Genomic DNA, 24,346 nt, shown 5'->3' with positions numbered 1-24,346 from the left:
CGCCGCCGGTCCGTCCGGGACCCGGGGCGCGAGCCCCGGCGTACGGACCCGACGTGCGACCCCGGCGTACGGTCCCGGAGTGCGGGCGCCGGCGTACGGGTCAGACCGACGTGGGAGTCGTCACACCGCCCGCGGCTGCCCTGGCCGCGTCGCGCACCGCGCCCGCCACCGCGCCCGCGACCTTGTCGTTGAAGACCGAGGGCACGATGTAGTTCGGGTTCAGCTCGTCCTCGGTGACGACACCCGCCAGCGCGGACGCCGCGGCCAGCATCATCTCCGTGTTGACCGTACGGGACTGGGCGTCCAGCAGACCGCGGAAGACACCGGGGAAGACCAGCACGTTGTTGATCTGGTTCGGGAAGTCGGAGCGGCCCGTGGCCACGACGGCCGCCGTCTCGCGCGCGATCGCCGGGTCCACCTCGGGATCCGGGTTGGCGAGCGCGAAGACGATCGCGCCGTCCGCCATGGCCGCGACATCGTCGCCGTCCAGCACGTTCGGGGCCGAGACACCGATGAAGACGTCCGCGTCGACCACGGCCTGCTTCAGTGTGCCGGTGACGCCTTCGGGGTTGGTGTTGTCGGCGATCCAGCGCAGTGGTGACTCCGGGGCCGCCTCCACCAGATCCTCGCGGCCCGCGTGCACCACACCGTGGATGTCGGCGACCACTGCGTGCTTGACGCCCGCCGCGATCAGCAGCTTGAGGATGGCCGTACCGGCGGCGCCCGCGCCGGACATCACGATCCGTACGTCCTCGACGGCCTTGCCCACCACACGCAGCGCGTTGGTCAGCGCCGCGAGCACCACGATCGCGGTGCCGTGCTGGTCGTCGTGGAAGACCGGAATGTCCAGGGCCTCGCGCAGCCGTGCCTCGATCTCGAAGCAGCGCGGCGCGGAGATGTCCTCCAGATTGATGCCCGCGAAGCCGGGCGCGATCGCCTTGACGATCTCGACGATGGCGTCGGTGTCCTGGGTGTCCAGGCAGAGCGGCCAGGCGTCGATACCGGCGAAGCGCTTGAAGAGGGCCGCCTTGCCCTCCATGACCGGCAGCGCGGCCATGGGGCCGATGTTGCCGAGGCCGAGCACGGCGGAACCGTCGGTCACGACCGCGACGGAGTTGCGCTTGATGGTCAGCCGGCGGGCGTCCTCGGGATTCTCGGCGATCGCCATGCAGACACGCGCCACACCCGGTGTGTAGATCATGGAGAGATCGTCACGGTTGCGGATCGGGTGCTTCGACTGCATCTCGATCTTGCCGCCGAGGTGCATCAGGAACGTACGGTCGGAGACCTTGCCCAGAACAACGCCCTCGATCCCGCGGAGCTGCGCGACGATCTGGTCCGCGTGTGCCGTGGAGGTCGCGGCGATCGTGACGTCGATCCGCAGCTTCTCGTGGCCGGAGGCGGTCACGTCAAGACCGGTCACAGAGCCGCCGGAGGACTCCACGGCCGTGGTGAGCTGGGAGACCGCGGTACCGCTCGCGGGCACCTCCAGCCTGACCGTCATCGAGTACGAGACGCTGGGCGCCGTTGCCATGACCGAGTTCCTCTGCTTTCCCTAGCCGCTGTGCCGCTCCGCCCGGACCGATGTCCCGGCGGCGCGTACCGATGGTCGCACCTACCACCGGGTAGCGGGTAAAGACCCCTACCTCCGGAAGGCGCCTTCCACGATGCGGGAGACCCTAACAGCGGCACGCCCAACAGAAGCAGGCCCCCACCAATGGCTGGTGAAGGCCCGCTGACAGAAGTGTGGTGCGAACGCGAAGAAGTACATCCTGAAACGTCTTCATGTGAAGAAGTACGTGAAGAAGAAGTACGTGAAGAACTAGGTGGCACCGACCCGCCATGCTCGCCTCGCGGCAAGTGGTCGCTCGAAGCGACGAAGGTTGGGCCCGGGGGCTTGGATCGAGCCGGTGCCGTACCCAATCTAACAAACCACCCCGGGAAGTGATTCCTCCGGAGCGACTTGACTTGTCATCAATCCCGGAGCAGGTCCGGTGCTCCTTCCGGGTCCGGCTCGTCGCGGGCCGTCGAGACGACCGTGAGCTGCTGGGTCGCCCGGGTGAGTGCCACGTACAGCACCCGCAGCCCGGCCGGTGACTCGTCGGCGATCTCCGCGGGCGAGACCACGACCGTCGCGTCGTACTCCAGTCCCTTGGCCTCCAGGCTGCCCAGCGCCACCACGCGCTCGCCGAGCCCGGCCAGCCAGCGCGCCGCCTGCTCGCGCCGGTTCATGGCGACGACGACGCCGACCGTGCCGTCGACGCGGTCCAGCAGCCGCCGTGCCTCGGCCCGTACGGTCTCGGCGAGATCGCCGTCCTGCACGACGGAGAAGCGCGGCTCCACGCCGGTGGAGCGCACCGCCCTCGGGGACTCCATCCCGGGCATCGCGAGGGCCAGGACCTTCGCCGCCAGCTCGGCGATCTCGGCCGGGTTGCGGTAGTTCACGGTCAGGGTGAAGCGGCGGCGCGGCCGGGTGCCGAGCGCCTCGTCACGGGCCTCCGCCGCCTCGTCCGGATCCGACCAGGACGACTGCGCCGCGTCACCGACGACCGTCCAGGTGGCGTGCCGGCCGCGGCGGCCGACCATCCGCCACTGCATGGGCGTGAGGTCCTGCGCCTCGTCGACGATGACATGCGCGTACTCCGTACGCTCCGCCGCCAGCCGCTCGGCCCGCTCGCGCTGGGACTCCTCGCGCTGCGGCATCAGCTCCTCCAGACCGGTGAGCTGGTCCAGCGGATCGAGTTCACGGCGCTTCCTGGGACGCGCGGGCGTGCCGAGCAGTGTCTCCAGCTCGTCCAGCAGCGCCACGTCGTGGACCGAGAGCGGGCCCTTGCCGTCGGCGCCCAGCCGCTTGAGCGAGCGCGCCAGACGCCGGGTCTCGCCCTGGTTGAGGATCCGGCGCGACCAGCGGGCGAGCCGCCGCTCGTCGGCCATCGCGGCAAGTACTCCGCGCGGCGTCAGCTCGGGCCACCACGCGTCGAGGAACGCGATGAAGCTGTCCTCGGAGGTGACGTCCTCGTCGAAGGAGGAGCGCAGTTCGGCGGCCAGCTCGGGATCGGTGTGGCGCCCGGCCGAGCCGGACTTCGTCCACAGCGCGTCCAGCAGCAGTCTGCGGGCGCGCGGACGCAGCAGATTGACGGGCGCGGTCCCGCCGAGCACGGACTCGCGGATACGGCGCAGCTCGTCGGCTTCGAGCTCCAGCCGACGGCCGAACGCGACAACACGCAGCCGCACCGGCGCGCCGCCACGGCCGCCACGCGCGCCGACGCCGTCGGCGTACGCGGTGTCCTCGGCCTCCGTGGCGTCCTCGGCCGCCTCGGCCACCTCACCGAAGGCGAGCTGTCCCGTGAGCGCACCCGCGCCCGCGCTCACCGCGTGGCCGGTCCGTCCGCCACGGCCGCCACCGCCACGGCCACCGGGAGCCGTCGCCGTGGCGCCTTCCAGCGCTCCTCTCGCCGCCTTGCGCAGCACCTTCAGCATCCGCGCCGAGCCCTTGACCCGGGCGACGGCCGGTTCGTCGTACGCCGTGGCCTCCGCGCCGTCGACCAGCGAGCCGACCGCGCGGATCGCAACCTGGCCCTCCTCGCCCAGCGACGGAAGCACGCCCTCCGTGTACGCGACGAGCAGCGGCGTCGGCGAGACGACCAGGATGCCGCCCGCGTACCGCCGCCGGTCCTGGTAGAGCAGATACGCGGCGCGGTGCAGCGCCACCGCCGTCTTGCCGGTGCCAGGGCCGCCCGACACCTCGGTGACGGACGCGGCCGGCGCCCGGATCACAAGGTCCTGCTCCGCCTGGATCGAGGAGACGATGTCCCGCATCGTGTGGCTGCGCGCCTGTCCGAGCGCGGCCATCAGCGCACCGTCACCGATGACCGGCAGCGCCGCGCCGTCCAGCGACGCCGTCAGCTCGGGACGCATCAGATCGTCCTCGACACCGAGCACCCTGCGGCCCTTGGACCGGATCACCCTGCGCCGTACCACCCGGCCGGGATCGACCGGTGTGGAGCGGTAGAAGGGCGCGGCGGCCGGCGCGCGCCAGTCGATGACCAGCGGCGAGTAGTCGGAGTCCAGGACACCGATCCGGCCGATGTGCAGCGTCTCGGCGATATCGGCCGTACGGTCCGACCTGATCGCGTCGTCGGCCGGTTCGACCGAGGTGTACGCGCCGTCCGGGCCCTTCTGGCCGTCCTTGCCGGGCAGCAGATCGATCCGTCCGAAGAGGAAGTCCTCGAACTCGTTGTTGAGCCGGTTGAGATGGATCCCGGCCCGGAAGACCTGGGCGTCGCGCTCGGCGAGCGCGCCCGGTGTGCCGACCTGCCCCCGTTTGGCGGCGTCGTGCATCAGGAACTCCGCCTCGTGGATCTTCTCCTCCAGGCGGCGGTACACCTGGTCCAGATGGCGCTGTTCGCCGTCGATCTCACGGTCGCGTACGGAGTCGTGCCCCGTGTCGCATACCGGATCGACGGCTGGTCCAGCGGATTGAACAGCGGCATCCTGCGCGGCCACCGGGGCCCCCTTCATAACGTGCGTCGGGCAGCCGTCAACCGTACGCGAAGGGGGGCCGGTATGTCAGGCGTCGACCTCCACCAGTCGCTCGCCGTCGAACGTACGGACCTCGAAGTGATCGATGTCGTTGCTGTCCATGGCCGTGCCGCCGTGGACGTACAGCGGGCTCTTGGAGACCTTGTTCGGGCTGTCGGCGATGCCGTATCCCCACTTCGGCACCGACCAGGAGGTGACGACCTCCTCCTCGCCCGTCTTGGACACGGCGACCAGACTGCACTTGAGCGGACCCTTCACATTCTTGAGCTCCAGGACCGTGTGCGTGCCCCAGCCCTTCGGCTCCATGCCGATCGTCGCGCTGACCTTGGTCGTGGCGTCCGTCGCCCAGACCTTGTCCGGCATGTGGTTGAAGAAGGCGTCCTCGGCCGGGCTGGTGGGATGCGGGTCTCCGGCCTGACTGCTCGTCCCGCCGTCGCCTCCGGCGGCGGTGACGGCCACCACGGGACCGCCGATGATCAGCGCCGCCGCGGCGGCGACCAGATACATCCCCCGGCGCCTGCGCTGGGCGCGCTTGGCCGCGACCTCGTCCACCAGCCGCCCGAGGAGCTGCGGGCTCGGCTGTACGGAGACGGACGGTGTCGGCAGCTCCGCCAGCGGCACCACGGGCGCCAGTGAGCCGAGCGTGCCGGGCGCGCCGAGCGAGCCGGGCCCGGCGAACGGGTCCGGGCTGTCCGCCAGCATGGCCAGCATCGGCTCCATCCCGGAGAACTCCTCCAGGTTGACGGCGCAGATGCGGCAGCCGGCCAGATGCGCCTCGAAGGCGGTGGCCTCGGCGTCGTCGAGAATGCCGAGGACATACGCGCCGACGGCTTCGTGCACAGTACTTTCGTCGCCCAGTCCGTACTGCTCATGCGTGGTCATGCCGAGACCCCCCTCTCCTCCAGCGCGAGCTTCATGGAACGCAGCGCGTAGAACACCCGTGAACGCACCGTGCCGCTGGGTATGCCGAGCGTCTCGGCGGCCTCGTTGACCGTGCGCCCCTTGAAGTACGTCTCCACCAGGACTTCCCGGTGAGCAGGGGTCAAATCATCGAGCGCATCAGAGAGCGTCATCAGCCACAACGCCTTGTCGATCTCGTCCTCCGCGGGCATGACCTCCAGCGGCGACGGGTCGACCTCCTGCGGCCGGGCCTGCCGGCTGCGGTGACCGTCGATGACGATACGCCGGGCGACCGTCACCAGCCAGGGTCGGACAGAGCCGGTCGCCCGGTTGAGCTGGCCGGCGTTCTTCCAGGCACGGATGAGCGTTTCCTGCACGACATCCTCGGCCCGCTGACGGTCGCCCGCGACCAGACGCAGTACATAGGCGAGCAGCGGTCCTGCGTGCTCCCGGTAGAGGGCTCGCATCAACTCCTCGTCGGGGACGGAGACATTGGTGCGCGGTACCTCGCTCCGGTGCCGGGCCCGGTGAGGTCGGTCTTCGGCCACGGCCGCATCCTTGCGCACCTGAACCTCCCGGTCGAGACCTTGATGGCTGCTTCTCCCTCATCACTACGGACGCCCGCGTGCGGTCACTCAACGGGACCGGAAAAACTTTCAAGATCTTTTACGGGGAAGGCTGGGCGACCTGGGACGGGTTCGCCCCGGTCCGGGACCCATGCGGAATCCATGGAGAAGCCGCGCAGGAAGTGTGTGGGCTCTGCATGGAATCTGTGCGCTGCCTGTGTTCACACCGTGCGGAGTTGGCTGAAAATCGCGTTTGGCGGACCGGAAGCCGCTCGGCGGCCCGGACGGAGCGGCTCAGGCGCGGGCTCAGGCCCGGGAGAGGGCCGCCCTGCGGCGGTGCCTGGCCACCCGTTCGCGGTTGCCGCAGACCTCGCTGGAGCACCAGCGGCGCCGCCGCCCTCGTGAGGTGTCCAGATAGACGCGCCCGCAGGTGTCACCTTCGCACTGCCGGAGCCTGGCCCGTGCCGCGGGATCGGTGAGCAGCTCCACCGCGTCCCTGGCCACGGCCGCCAGCAGCGCGCCGCACTCGGGCTCGGCGCTCAGCGCCCGTACGAGCGCGCCGTCCTCGTCCCGTACGGCCCTGATCCCGGGCGGCGCCACCGCGGCCAGCGCGTTGACCTGTTCCAGGGCGCCCGCCGCGTCCCGGCCGTCGATCTGGGCCCGTACCAACTGCCCGACGCCGTCGCGCAGTTCGGCGAAGGACCGGACCCAGCAGGCGTCCACGGCCCGCAGCGGAGTTCCTTTCGGCACCAGCCCGGCGCCGACCAGCCATCTGCGCAGCGACACCGCGCCGTCGAGCTGCTCCCATCCTCTGGAGGTCGGCTCCGCCGTGGCCACCAGATCCAGGCAGACGCGCCCGGAGTCGAACCGCCACTCGTACGAGCTCATGCCCGCCGTCATGTGCCTGTCACCGCCTCGGGTTCACCGGTCGGGTGCGTTCCCTCTCAGAGTGCCTGCCCCCGAACGCGGCCGGAACCCCTGCTACCGGCAGGGAACCCAAGGAGCTCAGTTCGGCGGGCCGTTGTGCAGGATGCGCTGGAAGAGATGATGGTCCCGCCACTCTCCGTCGATATGAAGATAGAGCGGCGCGGTCCCGAACAGCTCGAAACCGCATTTGCGCAGCACCCGCTGCGAGGCCGCGTTGGCGGGCAGCGTGCCCGCCTCGACGCGGTGCAGGCCCAGCTCGTCGCGGGCCGCGCGGCAGACCTCCTCGACGGTGCGGGTGGCGAGACCGCGGTTGAGATACGCGGCGTCGATCCAGTAGCCGAGGATCGCGCTGCGGAAGGCGCCGAGGGCGATGTTCGACAGCGTCGCCTCACCGACGACGCGCGTACCGTCGGCGAGCAGCCAGCGGCGCGCGGAGGGATCGGCGAGCCGGTCGGCCTGGAACCGCGCGGTGAAGTAGTCCGCGGGACGGTACGGCTCCCAGGGACGCAGATGGTCGCGATTGCGGACCAGCGCCTCGACGACGTGTTCGGCGTCGTCCGGGCCCGAAGGTCTGAGGCGGATGGAGGAGTGGAGCGCCATTCTTCGTACGGTACCGACGGCACCGCGAAGTACCAGAAGGCCTCACGGACAACACCCGTAGCCATCTGTGTCCCGGGACCACAGCCGTGTCGCGCGTCCCGGCACCGCCCGTACGCGCGCTCCCGCTCAGCCGGTCACCGGGCCCGGCTCGCCTGTCCGCTCGCCTGTCCGCTCACACGCCGGCTCCCACGCCCGCTCACGCGTCCGCGTACTTCGCGTCGGCCGCCGGGTCCAGCGCCAGCCGGTAGCCGCGTTTGACCACGGTGTGGATCAGCTTGGGCTCGCCCAGCGCCGTCCGCAGCCGGGCCATCGCGGTCTCCACGGCGTGCTCGTCACGGCCCGCGCCCGGCAGCGCGCGCAGCAGCTCCGCCCGCGAGACCACCCAGCCGGGCCGACGGGCCAGGGCCTTCAGCAGCGCCATCCCGGCGGGCTGCACCGGCCGCAGCTCGCCGTCGACCAGCACGGCATGGCCACGGATCTCGACTCGGCGGCCCGCGACCGGCAGCGCGCGGGCACGCGCGGGCAGCTCCGCGCTCAGTACCTGGACGAGCGGTCCGAGCCGGAAGCGCTCCGGCTGTACGGTGTCGATCCCGCACGCCTGGAGCGGCAGCGCGGTGACGGGCCCGACGCAGGCGGCCAGCACATCGTGGCGCAGGGCGTCGAGCAGCGCGGCCAGCCGGCCGCGCTCGCCGGCGCGCGACAGCAGCGAGGCGGCGGCCGGCGCGCTGGTGAAGGTGACGGCGTCCAGGGAGCGGGCGACGGTCGCGTCGATGAGCCGGTCGACCGGCGCGAGATCCTCCGGCGGCATCCAGCGGTGGACCGGTACGACGACAACCTCGGCGCCGCCGGCCCGTAGCGACTCCACGAATCCGGGCAGCGGCTCGCCGTGCAGTTGCAGCGCGATCCGCCGGCCCTCGACGCCCTCGCCGAGCAGCCGGGCGAGCACCTCGGCCATCGACTCGGCGCCGGGCGACCAGGCCTCCACCAGCCCGGCGGCCCTGATGGCGCCTCTCACCTTGGGCCCGCGGGCGAGCAGTTCGACCGCGCGCAGACAGGCCAGCAGCTCCTCGCCGTGGCCCCAGCCGTCCGCCGCCTCGATCCAGCCGCGGAAGCCGATCGCCGTCGTCGCCACGACCACATCGGGGACGCCGTCGATCAGTTCCTTGGTGACGGCGAGGAGTTCGGTGTCGTCGGCGGGCCGCACGATCCGCAGCGCGGGCGCGTGGACGACGGAACCGCCGTACCGCCGCAGCAGCGCGCCCAGTTCACCGGCGCGCCGGGCGGCCGTGACGCCGATCGTGAATCCCGCGAGAGGGCCGTGCCGTCGGCCGTCCATGCCGCTCCTCCCGGTCGCCGGGCGACCGAGACTGTCAACGGCGCGTGACAGGCCCGGTTCACGGGCATTTCCGCGCTGTAACGAACGACCGGGCTCCCACGGCCCACCTCTGCCCGCGCCCGGCGAAGGTATACCGCCCAGCTACGGCCGGACCCGGGTACGGGCGGGCCCAAGTGCGCCCGGACCGTCAGGCGTACTCGTTCTCCCGCGGCGCGAAGATCAGATTCCGGCTCTTGCCGGGACGTCCCTCGGCGATCGGGACGAGCCGCTGGTCCTCCTCCGAGATCCAGCGGAACGTGTAGTCGAGATCCGCGAAAGGCCCGGTGAGTTCGTCCATCGGCGTCGACGCCAGGGCTTCGAGAATGATGACGGGCCGGTCGCGCTTGATGAGCTGCTGCGCTCCCTCCAGGACGCTGGGCTCGTGCCCTTCGACGTCGATCTTGATCAGGTCGACGGATGTGTCCCCGAGCGTCTCGTCCAGCGTGACGAGCTGGATACGCGCGGTGAACGCGCTGGCCAGCGGCTTGGCGAACTCCTCCAGCGAGGAGCCGGTGGAGAGCAGATTCGCCAGCGGGAAGCGGATGTTGATGTCCGCCCGGCCGCCTTCGTCCGAGACGCCCTTCTGGTGCAGCACAAGATTCTTGAGACCGTTCGCCCGGTGGTTGATGGCCAGCCTGGCGTGGATCGGAGGCACCGGCTCGAAGGCGTGCACGGTGGCCTTGGGGCTGGAGAGGGCCGCGATCATCGCGTAGTAGCCGACGTGCGCGCCGACGTCGAGCACCGTACGGCTGGCGGCGGCCAGCCGGCTCCAGTGGTACAGGCTGCCCATCTCGTAGCCGAAGCGGCCGTTCCAGACGGTGTCGAGGGCTACGGCCTCGTCGTTCGCGCAGAACATGACGAACGGAGGACAGAAGCCGGAGTCGATCTCCACCCATCCCTGGTAGGGAAACGCCTTGCGGTGGGTATTGAGGATCTCGGTGGTCGTGGTCGGCCGGACGCGGACGGCCTCCTTCGCGGTCCGCCGGTTCGCCTCGTCGAGATCCCGTATCCGGGTCCCGAGCGACGCGGCCGGCCGGCCGGACCCCGGCTTCCCGGTGGCACTCACACTTGACGAGATCTTGCGGAGGATCTTCACACGTGCTCCTCGGGAAACTTCCAACGGAACGACCGGTCGAGTAGGGCGATGCTGTCGACAGTTGATGAGCTCAGGATGTTGGGACGGTGAACACAGGGCGAATCATCGGCCCACCCCGGACAGCCGGGAGCTGTACACGGGCCCCGGACAGCCGGCAGGCGTATGCCGGCTCCGGACAGCCGACAGCCCGAGCCCGGGCCCGGCCCCGGGCACAGGCCTCCCGCAGACCGGCCCCGCACGCCGGCCTCGGACATCAGTCCAGGGCTGCGCGCTCCCGGGCCTCCTTCGCTCCGTTCGGCCACAGCCGTGGCGCGCGTTGCGCCGCCACGTCCTCGACCCAGCCGATCACCAGGATCATCAGGGCGATCAGCGGCCAGACCAGGACCAGCATCAGGGCCGTGTACGCGGAGTCCAGCTCGGCGGAGTACGCGTCGATCCCCGGGATGTTCCAGAGCTGGTCGATGAGCGGGACCGTCGCCATGATCAGCAGGTTGTGCCAGAGATAGATCGTCACCGCACGGTTGTTGGCGAGCGTGATCACCGTGTCGAACTGTCCGAGCCTGCCCGGGAGCTCCCGCCACGACGGTGAGTACTGGAGCAGGATCGCGCAGAAGCCCAGCGACCACATCGCCTGGGCGAGCGGGATCTCGTCCAGGTTCCAGCCCTCGTCGGTGAGATGGCCCGAGGCCCACCACAGGGCGAAGGCCATGGTGAAGGCGGCCAGCGAGACCGTGATGTAGCGCGGGACCTTACGGAACGCGCCGTCGTTGTGCGCGAAGCCGAGGACCCAGCAGGCGCCGTAGACCGCGAAGTCGGAGAGTGCCTCACCGGTCTCGCCCGGAATCTCCACCAGGCCCGAGCCGAGGACTGCGGTGAGCGCGACCGGGAGGAGCAGCGCCGCCCAGGGCACCTTGCGGAACACCCACAGCAGCAGCGGCGAGGCGAGGACGAACCAGAGATAGGCGCGGATGTACCAGAGCGGACCGGCCGCCTGCTCGGCCCACGTCTCCTCCAGCAGACCGCTCGGGGAACCGCTCTCGTACGGGTACGGCGGAGCGCCGAACGGCACGATGTAGTTGGCCAGTCTGAGGAACCACCACAGTCCCTCCTCCCTGGCCAGCCGCCAGCCCAGCACGAACATCAGCGGTACGACGACCAGCGCGAACGCCCACACCGGCGGGAGCAGCCGGCGCAGCCTGCCGCGGATGACGCTCCACGGAGGCCGCTTCGAGAGGGACCGGGCCATCAAGGATCCGGCGAGCGCGAACATCACGCCCATGGACGGGAAGAGGATCGTCAGCCAGGCCCAGCCGAAGACATGGAAGACGACGACTCTGACGAGCGCGACCGCCCGCAGCAGGTCCAGATAGCGGTCCCGCCCGCCGGCCGCCGGAGCGGCCTGGTCCCGCGCATGGGCTCGGGTACCGACGGAATGAGCGTTCACGCGACGGGCCTCCGATCGGCACCGCGCCCGCGCGGGCCCGGGATCGAGCCCGGCGCCTCCACCACTCCGGTACGGCGCAGCTTCTGCCACCGCAGCCGGCCACCGGTGAGCGCGGTGATCCAGGACTGGAGCAGCACCACATACATGAGCTGCCGGTAGAGGATCTGCTGGAGAGGCAGCGAGATCAGATGGGTCATCCGTTCCCGGTCGAGCCGGAAGGCGTACGCGGCGCAGACGGCCTGGATGAGCAGTACGCCGAGCCAGGCCACGACGGTCTTCTGGGTGGGGCCGAAGACCAGGCCGTACAGCAGGAACACATCGATCAGCGGCGCCAGCAGCGGTGCCAGCACCATGAAGAGCGAGACCAGCGGTAGTCCGACGCGGCCGAAGCGCCCGGAGGGACCGCGCTCGACCAGGGCGCGGCGGTGCTTCCAGATCGCCTGCATCGTGCCGTAACTCCAGCGGTACCGCTGCGACCAGAGCTGCTGCACCGACTCCGGCGCCTCGGTCCAGGCACGGGCGCGCTCGGCGTAGACCACACGCCAGCCGTCGCGGTGCATGGCCATGGTGATGTCGGTGTCCTCGGCGAGGGTGTCCTCGCTCATCCCGCCGACCCGCTCCAGCGCCTCGCGCCGGAAGGCGCCGACCGCGCCCGGGATGGTGGGCATGCAGCGCAGCATGTCGTACATACGGCGGTCGAGGTTGAAGCCCATCACATACTCGATGTGCTGCCAGGCGCCGATGAGACTGTCGCGGTTGCCGACCTTGGCGTTGCCCGCGACGGCGCCGACGCGCGGATCACCGAAGGGCTGGACCAGTTCACGGACGGTGGACGGCTCGAAGACGGTGTCGCCGTCCATCATCACGATCAGATCGTGGGTGGCATGCGCGATGCCGTTGTTGAGGGCGGCCGGCTTGCCGGAGTTCACCTGCCGTACGACATGGACATTGGGCAGCCAGAGCGCCTCGACGATGTCCGCGGTCCCGTCGGTCGAACCGTCGTCGATGACGATGACCTCGACGGGATGGTCGCTCTCCATCAGCGAACGCACCGTATTGGCTATGCACTCGCGTTCGTTGTACGCGGGCACCAGCACGGTCACCGGTTCGGTGACGGGCTGCCCCCAGGTGAAGCCGCGGCGGCGCACCCGGCGCGCGTGCGCGAAGGAGAGCACCAGCATCAGACCGAACCGTGCGAAGACCAGCACACCGATCACGGAGAGCCCGACGACCAGCACACCGGTGATGTCGTCCGAGAGGGCGACGGCGGCGACCCAGGCCTTGCCCTTCCACAGGGCCATGCCGGTGACCTGCGTATGGGCGCTGGGCGCGCCGAGGGCCTCGGTGACGGTCGTGAACTCGTATCCGCGCTCCTGCATCTTCGGCAGGAAGTGCTCGAGCGCCTCGACGGTCTGTGAGCGGTCGCCGCCGGAGTCGTGCATCAGCACGATCGCGCCCTTGCCGCCCTTCGGAGTGGCGTTACGGCTGATCACATCGGCGCCGGGACGCTTCCAGTCCTCACTGTCGGTGCTGTCGAGGACGGTGATGTAGCCGAGGCTGCCGATGTACTCGGCGACCGGCCAGGACTTGTTGTCCATGGCGGACGAGAACGAGGAGTACGGCGGCCGGAAGAGCGAGGTGCGGATGTCGGCGGCGCCGGCGAGCGCGAGCTGGTTCTGGGAGAGCTCCCAGTCGATCCGCGACTTCGTCTGGAAGGAGAGGTCGGGATGGTTGAAGGTGTGCAGGCCGATCTCATGGCCCTCGTCCACCATCCGCTTCACCAGCGCCGGATAGCGCGAGGCCATCGTGCCGGTGACGAAGAAGACGCCGTGGGCGTCGTACTCCTTCAGCTTGTCGAGGACCTTGGGAGTCCACACCGGGTCCGGGCCGTCGTCGAAGGTGAGGACGAGCCTGTGGTCCGGGATGTTCAGCGCTCGGGGAGGAGCGGCGCCGCGGGCGTCGATGACCGGCCCGCCCTTGAGGATCCGCTCGGGCACCTGATCGGCGTCGACCGACTCGCGTACACGGTGGTCGGCGAGGATCTCGCTGTGCACATAACCGCGCAGCATCAGCATCGCGAACAGCGCGACGAGGATGAGCGACGGGAGCAGATAGCGCATGGGCAGCCGATGGCGTCTGACGCGCGGGGCCTTGGTGTGGCGGGCGTTGTGACGGGCCTGGCCGCCGCTCTTCCGCGTGGGCCGGCTGCCGGTGGATCCGTCGGCGGGTCTGCCGGTGTGGGTCATCTAGCGCGTGCCTTCCATGGCCATCGGCTGGCCGCCTTCCGGCTGACCGCCTTCCACCGGCGGTGTCTCGACGGGCGGCGAACTGGGCCCGGTGGACGGCGGGTCCGGATCCGGGGATGTCCCGGTGGACGGCCCGCCGCCGGTGCCTCCGCTGTCTCCGCCCGGGTTGCCGCCGGTGCCGGGCGGTATCTCCGGATCGGGCTTGGTGCCGCCCGTACCTCCGGCCGGATCGGCGGGCGGCTTCGACGAAGCGGATGTGCCGGGTACCGGCTTGCCCGAGGCGTCGGTGCTGACGCTCTCCGAGGGCTGTGGCACGAACTCGCCGTTCGAGTCGGTCGGCGAGGGAGTGGTGACACCCGGTGCGCCGGGCGTCGCGCCGACGGACGCGCTGGTCGTCGGCGTGGGCTGTATCTCGACGGTGTCGGACTTCTTCTCGTCGGCGAGGCCCGGTATCTGAAGCCAGGGCGCGCTGGAACTGCCGCCGATCAGAGCGACGACCAGCGTCACCGCGTAGCAGGCACAGGCGATGGCCACGATCCAGCCCGCCCGGCGGAATGTCTTGCTGCGACGGCCGCTGGCGTCGACGAACACCGGGCCGTCGGAGAGCTCGGGACCGGCTTCCCGCGCGGGACCTGACTCCTGCGCGGGATGGGTGCCCGTGGGCAGTTCGGAGAGCTGACGGCCCACGCCGTCGAGCTCGATCGTGACATCGTTCGGCTCATGCGTATGCCCTGTTCGGGCATCTTCTTGCCATTTGTCCACTGTGCTAGGCACATCCCCCACCACTGAATGTTTTTGGGTGTCCCACGCGGCTGGCTGGATATCACTGCGGCGGCCGAGCCCCCACTCGGACCGAGTACCCCCCTACCACACCGCACCCGGGCCACGAATGTAGCGCAGTGAGGTGGCCCGGGAGTTCAGCTTCGGAGGTTGCCGTGCATCAGTCCGGTGACAGTGGCGGCGAGCCGGCGGGAAGCCAGCTTCCAGGGAACAGATCAAGCCAATTTTCCTCTTCAGCGAGTTCGGTGGCGGCGGCACGCAGCGCGTCCACTCCCGGGTGATTCAGTCCCTTCCGCCACACCAGCGACAGCGGCGACAGTGGTACGGGATCGACCAGCGGACGCAGTACGGCTCCCGGCAGCTCCGGAAAATCCACCACGGTGAGCACGGGCGCACGGGTCTTGGCCATCACCCGCCGGAACTCCTCGGCGCCCACCGCCATCGGCGCCGGCGGCGCGATCCCGACGGCGCGCCCGGCGAAGAGCTCCCGCGCCAGCTCCGTCCACTCCTGGGTCCCCGGATTGCCCGCGCCCGCGTACACGTTCTCACCGCTGAGCGCGTCGAGTGCCACCTCCGCGCGCTCGGCGAGAGGATGATCGTACGGCAGCAGCACGGCCAGCCGCTCGTACCGGACGAGCTGATACGAGAGACCGGAGCGCAGTCCGGGCGTGAGCCCGCCGACATGGCCGAACGAGACATCGAGCCGCCCGGCGAGCATCTCGGCGGCGGCGCCGGTGAGTCCGCTCAGAAACCGGGCCATCAGATCGAGTTCCGGGGCGAGTTCACGGGCCCGCTCCAGCACCCGGCCGGAAACCATGCCCTCACTGTTGAGATCGACAAGCAGCGCCCGCGCGCCACCCGCACAAGCCGCGAGCAACTCCTCCTGCGCGTCCAACACCCGCCGGGCATAAGGCAACAGCCGCTCGCCGTCGGCCGTCAGCGTCACCTGCCGAGTCGTCCGTACGAACAGCTCGGTCCCCAACTCCCGCTCCAGCCGCCGCACATCACGGCTGAGCGCCTGCTGGGCGACATACAGACGGGCGGCGGCGCGCGTGAAGTGCAACTCCTCCGCGACAACGGTGAAGGCCCGGAGCAACCGTGGCTCGATATCTCGGAACACACCGCATTGAACAGCGGCCGGCACACGATCCACAACACAGCCGCGTAAATAGCCGCTGACCAGGTGTTGGACCGGGAACACCGGGAGCCCCGAGGCTGAACGCATGCCGCACACACCCGAACCCGAACCACCACTGCTGACCGTGACGGGCCACACCCTGGTCCTGGCCCAGCGCTACGCCCCGTACGCGCCCCCAAGAACACCCCACTCGCGCCACCGCCCACGCCACCGCCCACGCGCCCGTACCTTCGCCTTCGCGCGCAATCTCGTCGCGCGGCTCCGGGCACGCTCCCGGGCATGACTGAGGCCCCGCTGCCGGAGCAGTGGGGCCTCAGTCCGTGTTCACATGGGAATTGTGGAGATGGCGGGAATCGAACCCGCGTCCAACGGTGCGGAACCAGGACTTCTCCGAGCGCAGTCCGCTTCGCTTTTCTCAGCCCCGGAGATCACGCGGACAAGTCTCCGACGGGCTCAGTCACTGTTTGATTTCCCGCTGCTCCCCGTGACCGGGCTCAGTGGTTTAGTTCCCTAGCTGATGCCAGGATCCGGGTCGGGAACAGCCCCGGGCTGACACTCCGCGGAGTCTTCGCTAGCTGCTGATTAGGCAGCGAGGGCGAAGGCGGAGGAATCGCGCTTAGAAGTGGCGATTATTGTTTGCGACATATGGTTAACGAGATCATTGCCGCTTCCTCGGCTCGCTTCCCCTGCTTCGACATCCGCTGTCGAAACCGATCATCCCCATGTTGATTTTTCAATCGTGAGCACACACCCGCTGTGGGGTGCGCCCCCATCGTACGTGATCAGCGCGCGACGGTGCCAGCGTATTGCGCCGGAGGAGTCCCGGCCGGGCGCTCAGGCCCGGTCCGGCCCGGGCGCTCAGGCCCGCTGGCGGCGCTTGACCGCCGAGATCGCGCGGTCCGTCTCGCGGCGGTCCTGCTTCTCGCGCAGCGTCTGGCGCTTGTCGTACTCCTTCTTGCCCTTCGCCAGCGCGATCTCGACCTTGGCCCGGCCGTCCTTGAAGTACAGGGCCAGCGGCACGACCGTATGGCCCGACTCCTGCGACTTGGACTCCAGCTTGTCGATCTCGGCGCGGTGCATCAGCAGCTTGCGCTTGCGCCGGGCGGTGTGGTTGGTCCAGGTGCCCTGGCTGTACTCGGGCACATGGACGTTGTGCAGCCAGGCCTCGTGCCCGTCGATCTGGACGAAACCGTCCACCAGTGAGGCCCGTCCCTGGCGCAGGGACTTCACCTCGGTGCCGGTCAGCACGAGACCGCACTCATAGGTGTCGAGAATGTGGTAATCGTGCCGCGCCTTCTTGTTCTGCGCGATCAGTTTGCGCCCTGTTTCCTTAGCCATAGTCCCGCCATTTTCGCACCTCGGCGCAACTTCTTTACTGCGTGCCGCCGAGACCGCTCAGTACGGTCGTGGCCCGCTCCTGGGCGCGTTCGCTCACCAGCAGATCCGGAGTGACGCCCCGGCCGTCCACGCCATGGCCGGCCGGAGTGCGGTAATGGCCCACGGTCAGCTCGGCGACGGAGCCGTCGGGCAACCGGCTCGGCATCTGGACCGAGCCCTTGCCGAAGGTGCGCGAACCGACCGTGACGGACCGGCCGCGGTCCTGGAGGGCGCCGGTGACCAGCTCGGCGGCGCTCATCGTGCCGCCGTCGACCAGCACCACCACGGGCCGGCCGGTGTCACCGCCGGAAGCCGCGTACAGGGCGCGCTGCTCACCGCGTATGTCGTACGTGGCGACCAGACCGCCGTCGAGAAAGGCGGAGGCGGCCGTGACGGCCTCGGTGACCAGCCCTCCGGCGTTGCCGCGCAGATCCAGCAGGATGCCGATGCCTTCCGGCGCACCGAGGACCGCGTCCCGTACCTGCTTGCCTGAGCCCTTGGTAAACGCTTCGACCGTGATCCGCAGCACACCGTCGGCGATACGGTCCACCGTGACGGACTCGGTGGCGAGCCTGGCGCGGCGCAGGCTCTTCGTCCAGGAGCGGCCGTCCCGCTCCAGTCCCAGGACGACGGTGGTCCCGACGGCGGCGGACGCGGATCCCTCGGTGTCCGAGCCGGATCCCTTGGCTGATCCGGATCCTGTACCGGCTCCTGTCCCGGCCGTGGACCCGGATCTCGTCCCGGCCGTGGATCCGGCCCCCGGGCTCTTCGTACCGCCGCGCAGCAGCGCCATGACCTCTGTCACCGGCCGCCGCGCGACACCGGCGCCGTCGATGGTCCTGATGATGTCGCCGGGCCCGATACCGGCCCTGGCGGCCGGGCCGCCGGGCTGGACCCGGGTCACCTCGATCAGCCCGTCGGCCGTGCGCCTGGCGCCGATCCCGACGCCGGTGTACGTACCGTCGAGGGCCTGCTCGAACTCCTCGTACCGCTCCTTGTCATACACCGCGCCCCAGCGGTCGCCACTGCGGCTGACGACCTCCTCGGCCGCCTCCGTCGCGGACTTCCCGTCGGCCATGGCCTCGGCCGCCGCCCTGGCGACCTCGTCGCGGTCGGCCGTGGCGGCGACGGTCCTGGTGGGCACGCGGGCGGTCTTCTCCTCGGCGCGCGGCAGCGAGTCCGTCGCGGCGGCCGTGGCGAGGACACTCGCGAACAGCAATGTCAGGGCGGCCCCGCGGCGGAAACCGCGGGATCTATGGTGCGACTCGGAACCCGACATGGCGTTGAGTCTAGGACAACACCGGACAGTCCAAGGGAGCTTGCCCCGACGCGGCCAGGGGCGCTTGTCACACCCTGAGGTACTTGCGCAGCGCGAGGAAAGCGGCCACGGCGGGCATCAGCAGACCGATCGCGAGCACCAGCGGAAGCTTGGCGAGCACGGCGTCCCAGCCGATGAAGTTGACGAGCTGCATCTTCTCGGCGAGCGCGAGACCGTTGTCGATCAGGAAGTAGCGGCCCAGCAGCAGCATGACGCAGGCGACCGTCCCGCCGATCAGCCCGGCGAACGCCGCCTCCATGATGAACGGCATCTGGATGTAGAAGCTGGAGGCGCCCACCAGCCGCATGATTCCCGTCTCACGGCGGCGGCTGAACGCCGACACCCGTACGGTGTTGACGATCAGCATCAGGGCGATGACCAGCATGAGCAGCATCACCCAGATCGCGACCCAGTTCATACCGTTCATCAGGTCGAAGAGATTCTGGAGGATGTCCCGCTGGTCCTGGACGGACTCCACACCGTCCCGGCCCGCGAAGGCAGTCGCGACGACCTTGTACTTCTCGGGATCCTCAAGCTTGACCCGGAAGGACTCGGGCATCTGGTCCGGAGTGATCGAGCCGGCGATCGGGGAGTCGCCGTACTTCTCCTTGTAGTGCTTGTACGCCTCGTCGGCCGTCTCGTAATGGACCGTCTCGACGATGTCCATCTTCTTCAGATCGGTCTCGATCTGCTTCCGCTGCTCACCCGTGACCGCGCCCTTGACGCACTTGGGCGCGGTCGCCGCGTCGTTCTTGTTGCAGAGGAAGATGGAGACATTGACCTTGTCGTACCAGTAGTCCTTCATCACGCTGACCTGGTCGCGCATGAGCAGCGCGCCGCCGAACAGGGCCAGCGAGAGGGCTACGGAGACGATGACGGCGAAGGTCATCGTGAGATTGCGACGGAGACCGACGCCGATCTCCGACAGGACGAACTGGGCGCGCATGGCGTCCTTTCAGCTTTCGATTCAGCTTTCGGTGCTCGGTGCCGGCAGCCGCTCAGTGCCGCCGGACACCCGTGCTGGCAGCCACTCAGTGCTGGTAGCCGTAGACGCCGCGTGCCTGGTCGCGCACCAGCCGGCCCTTTTCCAGCTCGATGACGCGCTTGCGCATCTGGTCGACGATGTTCTGGTCGTGGGTCGCCATCACGACAGTGGTGCCGGTGCGGTTGATACGGTCCAGCAGCTTCATGATGCCGACGGAGGTCTGCGGGTCCAGGTTGCCGGTCGGCTCGTCCGCGATCAGCAGCAGCGGACGGTTGACGAAGGCCCGCGCGATCGCGACGCGCTGCTGCTCACCACCGGAGAGCTCGCCGGGCATCCGGTCCTCCTTGCCGCCGAGACCGACGAGGTCGAGGACCTGGGGGACGGACTTGCGGATCTCGCCGCGGGACTTGCCGATGACCTCCTGGGCGAAGGCCACGTTCTCGGCGACGGTCTTGTTCGGCAACAGCCGGAAGTCCTGGAACACGGTGCCGAGCTGGCGGCGCATCTGCGGCACCTTCCAGTTGGACAGGCGCGCGAGGTCCTTGCCGAGGACATGCACCATGCCGTGGCTGGTGCGCTCCTCGCGCAGGAGCAGTCTCAGGAAGGTCGACTTGCCGGAACCGGACGAGCCGACCAGGAAGACGAACTCTCCCTTCTCGATTTCGAGGGAGACATCGCGCAGGGCCGGGCGGTTCTGCTTCGGATAGGTCTTGGAGACATTGTCGAATCGGATCACGGGATGCACCACGCACGGTCGGCCGGGAGATACGGGAGTACGGGAGTGGGTGTGGGGAGTGAGGGAGTAGGTGAGCGAGACCTTACGCGAAGCGGACAGGGCCGCGCAGTCCGCGTCCGGGGTTGGGACAGGAGGGGCAGTGGTGGTACGTCCGGTCTTGCGGCGCTTTATCACGGATGCGCCGTGGCCGCCAGCAGTGGTGGGCCCGCCGGAATGCCGTCGGCCGAGCCGAAAACGCCGGGAACTGGCACAGTGGGTCGGGGAACGGTCGTGTTTCCCGGAGCGTTGAGCGGAGTGAACACTGGCTGCGGCTCCGCCGCGCGGTGAGGAGGAATGCGCATGACCTACGACCGATTGGTGTGCGCCAACTGCGCGGGGCCCGTCAGCGAGGGCCGATGCCGCGTCTGCCGCGCCAACAGGGAGCGGCTTCAGCAGCAGGGCCCCCTGGGCGGCCTGAGCCCGGTGGCTCTGCTGACGCTGCTCGTCCTGCTGGTGGCGGCGGTGGCGCTGGTCGCCGCGCACCAGCCCGCCTGAGCACGGCAGGGCGCGGCGCGGACGGCACGGGCCCACTCAAGGCGCACAGAGGGGCCCGGACGCCTTGACCGGCGTCCGGGCCCCTCTGGCTTTGTCCTGTTGCGCTTCTGTCCTGTCCGTGCGTTCCGTGCGTTCCGTACGCGCCTAGACGGCGGTACGGCCACCGCCCACCAGACGCGGCAGCATCCGGAAGCCGATACCGCCCGCGATCATCGTCGCGGCGCCGATCAGCAGGAACGAGGTCTCGGCGGCGCCGGTCTCCGCCAGCTCCTCCTTGGCCGCACCCTGCTGCACCGGCTGGGAGCCGGCGCTGTCGGTGTCGGTGTTGTCGACGCACTCGGCGCCGTCGAGGTCGACGGTGCAGGTGCCCGCGCCGTTGTCGCCGCCACCGTTACCGCCCGTGACGGTCCCGTTGCCCGGGTCGTCGGTCGGGTCCGTGGACGGGTCGGACGTCGGGTCGGTGGAGGGCTCGGGCTCCTCGGTGGGAGGAGTGGGCTCCTCGCTGGTGGGCGGCTCCGGCTCCTGCGTGGGCGGGGTCGGCTCCTCGCTCGTGGGCGGCTCCGGCTCCTGCGTGGGCGGGGTCGGCTCCTCGCTCGTGGGCGGGTCCGGGATCACGGTCGGCGGCTCGCTGGTCGGCGGCGGGTCCTCGTTGATACCGATGAGGCCGACATCGGCGGAGACTCCGATACCCACGGCCTGAGCGGCGCCCGCGATGGTCAGTGAGGCGCCCGCGGCGATCACCGCGCCGGCGGCCACACGTGCCACGCGGATCCGCGTCTTCTTGGTCATCTGCTTGCTACCCCCAGTAGCTCATTCGTCAGTGGTGCAGCGTCCGGCGCGGCGGCCATGGGGGGCTGTAGGTGCTCCGTCCCCGGTCGCACGCGCCTCGGAATACGCATGCCGCGCGCCAGCTTTCCGAGTTTTCATATACGCGTCAAGGCGGTTGCGCGTGCGATGACCGTTATCGCGTCAGTTGTCCGCGCGCAAGGCTCCAACTGTGACGAAAAAGGGAACTGCCGCCCTGTAGGCGGCAGTTCCCTTGTCGACAAAGCGCGAATCTACTTGTCCTGCTGCTTGCGCCAGCGAATTCCCGCTTCCAGGAAACCGTCGATCTCACCGTCGAGCACGCCCTGCGGATTGCCGACCTCGAACTCCGTCCGCAGGTCCTTGACCATCTGGTAAGGATGCAGAACGTACGAACGCATCTGGTTGCCCCAGGAGTTGCCGCCGTCGCCCTTGAGCGCGTCCATCCTCGCCTGCTCCTCCTGGCGACGGCGTTCGAGCAGCTTCGCCTGGAGGACATTCATGGCGCTCGCCTTGTTCTGGATCTGGGAGCGCTCATTCTGGCAGGAGACGACGATGCCGGTCGGGAGATGCGTGATACGGACCGCGGAGTCCGTGGTGTTGACGCCCTGTCCGCCGGGACCGGAGGCACGGTAGACATCCACGCGCAGCTCGGACTCGTCGATCTCGACATGGTCGCTGGACTCCACGACCGGGAGCACCTCGACACCGGCGAAGGAGGTCTGCCGGCGGCCCTGGTTGTCGAACGGCGAGATACGGACGAGCCGGTGGGTGCCCTGCTCCACGGAGAGCGTGCCGTACGCGTAGGGCGCCTTGACGACGAAGGTGGTCGACTTGATGCCGGCCTCCTCCGCGTACGAGGTCTCGTAGACCTCGGTGCCGTAGCCGTGCCGCTCGGCCCAGCGCAGATACATACGCTGGAGCTGCTCGGCGAAGTCCGCGGCGTCGACGCCGCCCGCCTCGGCCCGGATGTTCACCAGCGCCTCGCGCTCGTCGTACTCACCGGACAGGAGCGTACGGACCTCCATCTCGTCCAGCGCCTTGCGCACCGACTCCAGCTCGGACTCGGCCTCGGCCCGGGTGTCCGGATCGTCCTCGGCCTCGGCCAGCTCGAACAGCACTTCGAGGTCGTCGATCCGCCCGCGGAGCGCCTCCGTCTTGCGGACCTCGGCCTGGAGGTGCGAGAGCTTGCTGGTGATCTTCTGCGCCGCCTCCGGGTCGTCCCAGAGGGACGGGACCGCGGCCTGCTCCTCCAGCACGGCGATGTCGGCCCTCAATTTGTCGAGGTCCAGGACGGCCTCGATCGACCCCATGGTCGAGGAGAGGGACTTCAGCTCTTCGGATACATCGACGACTGCCACGCCCCCAGCGTAGCTCCTCTTTATTTGAGGCTCGGTTCGCCTCCGGGGCGCTTTATGTCGGTGCCGACAGTCGACCGTGCTCGACCCTTCGTTCCTCAGGGCCTCCGCGCGCTCTCCTTTTCGGCACCGACGCGCCCCTTCGGCTCACTCGCCGGCGTCCGTGCTGGGCCGGCACGCCTCCGTAACCCGCGCCACCGGGGTGGGCCTCCCCCGGGTCCCGGTCACCCCGGCCGCCCTGGGATACGGACACGTCCCCGCCGCCCACGCCCGCCGGCGAGTGAGCCGAAGGGCGCGCCGCTGTCGAAAGGGAGAGCGCGCGGAGGTTCGCGAGGTACGAGCGAATCGAGCACGGTCGACCGTCGACAGTGGCATAAAGCGCCCGGAGGCGAACCGAGCCTCAAAAAAACACAGCCAGCCAGCTGGCTGCGGCTACCAGCAGGACCACCGCTACCGAGACCACGCCCAAGGTCAGTCGGCGTTTGCGTACCGTCTCCGCCTTGTGGCGGGCCGAGCCCGGGCGGCGTTGGCCCGGGGAGCGAGGGGCGCGGGCTGTGCCTCGGGCGCCGCCTGCCAGTTCGTCCGGGCCCGGGACGCGCATGCTCGTGTGGGTGTCGCGGTTGGAGTCGGGTGCCGCGCCCTGGACCAGCGGGACCGCGCCGCGGCGGCGCGGCTCCTCGGGGCCCGTCGGGCCCGGCTCCTCGTACGAGGGCGGCTCGGTGGGCTCCGTGTCGGGCTCGTCCACGTCCAGCGGAGGAATGCCCGCGAGCATGGGGAGCTGTTCGCGCAGCCGGGCCGCGAGCTCGGAGGCGCGCAGCCGGGAGGCCGGGGCCTTGGCCAGGCACTGGACGAGGAGCTGCCAGAGCTCCTCGGGGATACCGGGCAGCGGGACGACGGTCTCGGTGACATGCCGGCGCAGTACGGCCCCGGGGTGGCCGCCGCCGAACGGGGTGAAGCCCGCGAGCAGCTCGTACAGGACCGTGGCCAGCGCGTAGATGTCGACGGCGGCGCGCGGCGGCAGGCCCTCGACGATCTCGGGCGCCAGATAGTCGGGCGTACCGATGATCCTGGTCGCCTTGGTGCGCCGCGGGGTGTCGATCAGCTTCGCGACGCCGAAGTCGGTCAGCAGCGCCGGGTGCGCGCCGCCGGGGCCGAGCGGGCCCTCCATGTCGAGCAGGATGTTCTCCGGCTTGACGTCGCGGTGGACGATCCCGGCCGCGTGCGCGGCGGCGAGACCGTCGGCGACATCGGCGATGATCGCGACCGCGGCCTCGGGCGCGAGCCGGCGCTCGCGGTCGAGACGGGTACGCAGATCCGTGCCGCGGACCAGTTCCATGACCAGCGCCAGATCGTTGCCGTCCACGACGAGATCGCGGACGCCGACCACCCGGGGATGGTCGAGCCCGAGCAGGGCGGTGCGCTCCTGTACGAAGCGTCCGACCAGCTCCTGGTCGGAGGCGAGGTCCTCACGCAACAGCTTGATGGCCACGGGCCCTTCGGGCCCTTCCCCGAGCCACACCGTGCCCGCGCTGCCCCGCCCAAGAATCTGATGGGCGGTGTACCGGCTGCCGATATTCCGTGCCAAGACTGCTCCCTCAGCGGCTGGCGTTGCCCATCAAA

General features: G+C 69.8%; 21 protein-coding genes and 1 other RNA gene. 2 read left to right on the top strand and 20 right to left on the bottom strand.

Annotated features, from left to right (window positions below):
• Positions 1-100 precede the first annotated feature (100 nt).
• The 12 genes from ACFV6H_RS29955 to ACFV6H_RS29900 form a co-directional block, all read right to left on the bottom strand.
• Complete coding sequence (locus tag ACFV6H_RS29955) at positions 101-1,534, bottom strand: NAD-dependent malic enzyme (protein WP_384987694.1); 1,434 nt, start codon at positions 1,532-1,534, stop codon at positions 101-103.
• 440 nt (positions 1,535-1,974) lie between these two features.
• On the bottom strand, positions 1,975-4,506 hold the full coding sequence (locus ACFV6H_RS29950; protein WP_385548361.1) for a HelD family protein: 2,532 nt from the start codon (positions 4,504-4,506) through the stop codon (positions 1,975-1,977).
• Positions 4,507-4,569: 63 nt separating this feature from the next.
• Positions 4,570-5,424 (bottom strand): zf-HC2 domain-containing protein, encoded by an 855-nt coding sequence (locus tag ACFV6H_RS29945; RefSeq protein WP_385548358.1) that lies wholly within the window; start codon positions 5,422-5,424, stop codon positions 4,570-4,572.
• Complete coding sequence (locus ACFV6H_RS29940) at positions 5,421-6,008, bottom strand: sigma-70 family RNA polymerase sigma factor (RefSeq protein WP_093602753.1); 588 nt, start codon at positions 6,006-6,008, stop codon at positions 5,421-5,423. The genes ACFV6H_RS29945 and ACFV6H_RS29940 overlap by 4 nt, the downstream gene beginning before the upstream one ends.
• Before the next feature lie 306 nt (positions 6,009-6,314).
• On the bottom strand, positions 6,315-6,908 hold the full coding sequence (locus tag ACFV6H_RS29935) for a CGNR zinc finger domain-containing protein (RefSeq protein ID WP_385548354.1): 594 nt from the start codon (positions 6,906-6,908) through the stop codon (positions 6,315-6,317).
• Between the two features lie 105 nt (positions 6,909-7,013).
• Positions 7,014-7,535, bottom strand: coding sequence for a GNAT family N-acetyltransferase (locus ACFV6H_RS29930; RefSeq protein WP_384987686.1), 522 nt, complete (start codon positions 7,533-7,535; stop codon positions 7,014-7,016).
• A 196-nt stretch (positions 7,536-7,731) separates the two neighbouring features.
• The gene (locus ACFV6H_RS29925; RefSeq protein WP_385548351.1) at positions 7,732-8,871 is read right to left on the bottom strand and encodes a uroporphyrinogen-III synthase; all 1,140 of its coding nucleotides are present in this window, start codon (positions 8,869-8,871) and stop codon (positions 7,732-7,734) included.
• A gap of 187 nt (positions 8,872-9,058) precedes the next feature.
• Positions 9,059-10,006, bottom strand: a complete 948-nt coding sequence (locus tag ACFV6H_RS29920) for an FkbM family methyltransferase (protein WP_384987682.1) — start codon at positions 10,004-10,006, stop codon at positions 9,059-9,061.
• Positions 10,007-10,259: 253 nt separating this feature from the next.
• Entirely contained in the window at positions 10,260-11,450 is a 1,191-nt protein-coding gene (locus ACFV6H_RS29915; protein ID WP_385548347.1) for an acyltransferase, read from the bottom strand.
• Positions 11,447-13,570, bottom strand: coding sequence for a bifunctional polysaccharide deacetylase/glycosyltransferase family 2 protein (locus ACFV6H_RS29910; RefSeq protein WP_385548589.1), 2,124 nt, complete (start codon positions 13,568-13,570; stop codon positions 11,447-11,449). Before ACFV6H_RS29910 ends, ACFV6H_RS29915 begins: the two co-directional genes overlap by 4 nt.
• A 126-nt stretch (positions 13,571-13,696) precedes the next feature.
• Positions 13,697-14,470, bottom strand: a complete 774-nt coding sequence (locus tag ACFV6H_RS29905; protein WP_385548344.1) for a hypothetical protein — start codon at positions 14,468-14,470, stop codon at positions 13,697-13,699.
• A gap of 166 nt (positions 14,471-14,636) precedes the next feature.
• Positions 14,637-15,596 carry a LysR family transcriptional regulator gene (locus tag ACFV6H_RS29900; RefSeq protein ID WP_385548341.1) on the bottom strand — a complete coding sequence of 320 codons (960 nt, stop codon included), beginning with the start codon at positions 15,594-15,596 and terminating at the stop codon, positions 14,637-14,639.
• Positions 15,597-15,699: 103 nt separating this feature from the next.
• Here ACFV6H_RS29900 and ACFV6H_RS29895 point away from each other — a divergent pair, with 103 nt between their 5' ends.
• Positions 15,700-15,897 (top strand): hypothetical protein, encoded by a 198-nt coding sequence (locus tag ACFV6H_RS29895; RefSeq protein WP_385548338.1) that lies wholly within the window; start codon positions 15,700-15,702, stop codon positions 15,895-15,897.
• Positions 15,898-15,949: 52 nt separating this feature from the next.
• On the opposite strand, the gene ssrA is transcribed toward ACFV6H_RS29895, so the two are convergent.
• The 5 genes from ssrA to ftsE all read right to left on the bottom strand — a co-directional run bounded on the left by ssrA (position 15,950) and on the right by ftsE (position 20,030).
• Positions 15,950-16,336, bottom strand: a transfer-messenger RNA (tmRNA) gene (gene ssrA / locus ACFV6H_RS29890).
• A gap of 136 nt (positions 16,337-16,472) precedes the next feature.
• Positions 16,473-16,952, bottom strand: a complete 480-nt coding sequence (gene smpB, locus ACFV6H_RS29885; protein WP_066943406.1) for an SsrA-binding protein SmpB — start codon at positions 16,950-16,952, stop codon at positions 16,473-16,475.
• Positions 16,953-16,986: 34 nt separating this feature from the next.
• On the bottom strand, positions 16,987-18,270 hold the full coding sequence (locus ACFV6H_RS29880) for a S41 family peptidase (protein ID WP_385548334.1): 1,284 nt from the start codon (positions 18,268-18,270) through the stop codon (positions 16,987-16,989).
• A 67-nt stretch (positions 18,271-18,337) separates the two neighbouring features.
• The gene (gene ftsX, locus ACFV6H_RS29875) at positions 18,338-19,255 is read right to left on the bottom strand and encodes a permease-like cell division protein FtsX (RefSeq protein WP_093604294.1); all 918 of its coding nucleotides are present in this window, start codon (positions 19,253-19,255) and stop codon (positions 18,338-18,340) included.
• An 85-nt stretch (positions 19,256-19,340) separates the two neighbouring features.
• On the bottom strand, positions 19,341-20,030 hold the full coding sequence (gene ftsE, locus ACFV6H_RS29870; protein ID WP_046503740.1) for a cell division ATP-binding protein FtsE: 690 nt from the start codon (positions 20,028-20,030) through the stop codon (positions 19,341-19,343).
• 339 nt (positions 20,031-20,369) lie between these two features.
• Here ftsE and ACFV6H_RS29865 point away from each other — a divergent pair, with 339 nt between their 5' ends.
• Entirely contained in the window at positions 20,370-20,564 is a 195-nt protein-coding gene (locus tag ACFV6H_RS29865; RefSeq protein WP_066943440.1) for a hypothetical protein, read from the top strand.
• Positions 20,565-20,708: 144 nt separating this feature from the next.
• Here the strand turns inward: ACFV6H_RS29865 and ACFV6H_RS29860 are convergent, their stop codons facing one another.
• From ACFV6H_RS29860 to ACFV6H_RS29850, 3 genes are all read right to left on the bottom strand, one after another.
• Positions 20,709-21,353: an LPXTG cell wall anchor domain-containing protein gene (locus ACFV6H_RS29860; RefSeq protein ID WP_385548330.1), complete on the bottom strand. Its 645-nt coding sequence runs from the start codon at positions 21,351-21,353 to the stop codon at positions 20,709-20,711.
• 269 nt (positions 21,354-21,622) lie between these two features.
• Positions 21,623-22,729 carry a peptide chain release factor 2 gene (gene prfB / locus ACFV6H_RS29855; protein ID WP_093605013.1) on the bottom strand — a complete coding sequence of 369 codons (1,107 nt, stop codon included), beginning with the start codon at positions 22,727-22,729 and terminating at the stop codon, positions 21,623-21,625.
• Positions 22,730-23,126: 397 nt separating this feature from the next.
• Positions 23,127-24,311 carry a serine/threonine-protein kinase gene (locus ACFV6H_RS29850; RefSeq protein WP_385548326.1) on the bottom strand — a complete coding sequence of 395 codons (1,185 nt, stop codon included), beginning with the start codon at positions 24,309-24,311 and terminating at the stop codon, positions 23,127-23,129.
• Positions 24,312-24,346: the final 35 nt, after the last annotated feature.

The organism is Streptomyces sp. NPDC059743 (assembly GCF_042732975.1).
Taxonomy (GTDB): Bacteria; Actinomycetota; Actinomycetes; order Streptomycetales; family Streptomycetaceae; genus Streptomyces.
The sequence above is the reverse complement of the archived record's forward strand: the minus strand, read 5'-3'. Positions and strand labels throughout refer to the sequence as shown.

Excerpts from the sequence above, each read along its gene's own strand:
- ACFV6H_RS29880 (WP_385548334.1), bottom strand. The coding sequence starts at position 18,270 with ATGTCGGGTTCCGAGTCGCACCATAGATCCCGCGGTTTCCGCCGCGGG.
- smpB (WP_066943406.1), bottom strand. The coding sequence starts at position 16,952 with ATGGCTAAGGAAACAGGGCGCAAACTGATCGCGCAGAACAAGAAGGCG.
- ACFV6H_RS29895 (WP_385548338.1), top strand. The coding sequence starts at position 15,700 with ATGCCGCACACACCCGAACCCGAACCACCACTGCTGACCGTGACGGGC.
- ACFV6H_RS29910 (WP_385548589.1), bottom strand. The coding sequence starts at position 13,570 with ATGCGCTATCTGCTCCCGTCGCTCATCCTCGTCGCGCTGTTCGCGATG.
- ACFV6H_RS29925 (WP_385548351.1), bottom strand. The coding sequence starts at position 8,871 with ATGGACGGCCGACGGCACGGCCCTCTCGCGGGATTCACGATCGGCGTC.
- ACFV6H_RS29865 (WP_066943440.1), top strand. The coding sequence starts at position 20,370 with ATGACCTACGACCGATTGGTGTGCGCCAACTGCGCGGGGCCCGTCAGC.
- ACFV6H_RS29930 (WP_384987686.1), bottom strand. The coding sequence starts at position 7,535 with ATGGCGCTCCACTCCTCCATCCGCCTCAGACCTTCGGGCCCGGACGAC.
- ACFV6H_RS29945 (WP_385548358.1), bottom strand. The coding sequence starts at position 5,424 with ATGACCACGCATGAGCAGTACGGACTGGGCGACGAAAGTACTGTGCAC.
- ACFV6H_RS29955 (WP_384987694.1), bottom strand. The coding sequence starts at position 1,534 with ATGGCAACGGCGCCCAGCGTCTCGTACTCGATGACGGTCAGGCTGGAG.
- ACFV6H_RS29860 (WP_385548330.1), bottom strand. The coding sequence starts at position 21,353 with ATGACCAAGAAGACGCGGATCCGCGTGGCACGTGTGGCCGCCGGCGCG.
- ACFV6H_RS29935 (WP_385548354.1), bottom strand. The coding sequence starts at position 6,908 with ATGACGGCGGGCATGAGCTCGTACGAGTGGCGGTTCGACTCCGGGCGC.
- ftsX (WP_093604294.1), bottom strand. The coding sequence starts at position 19,255 with ATGCGCGCCCAGTTCGTCCTGTCGGAGATCGGCGTCGGTCTCCGTCGC.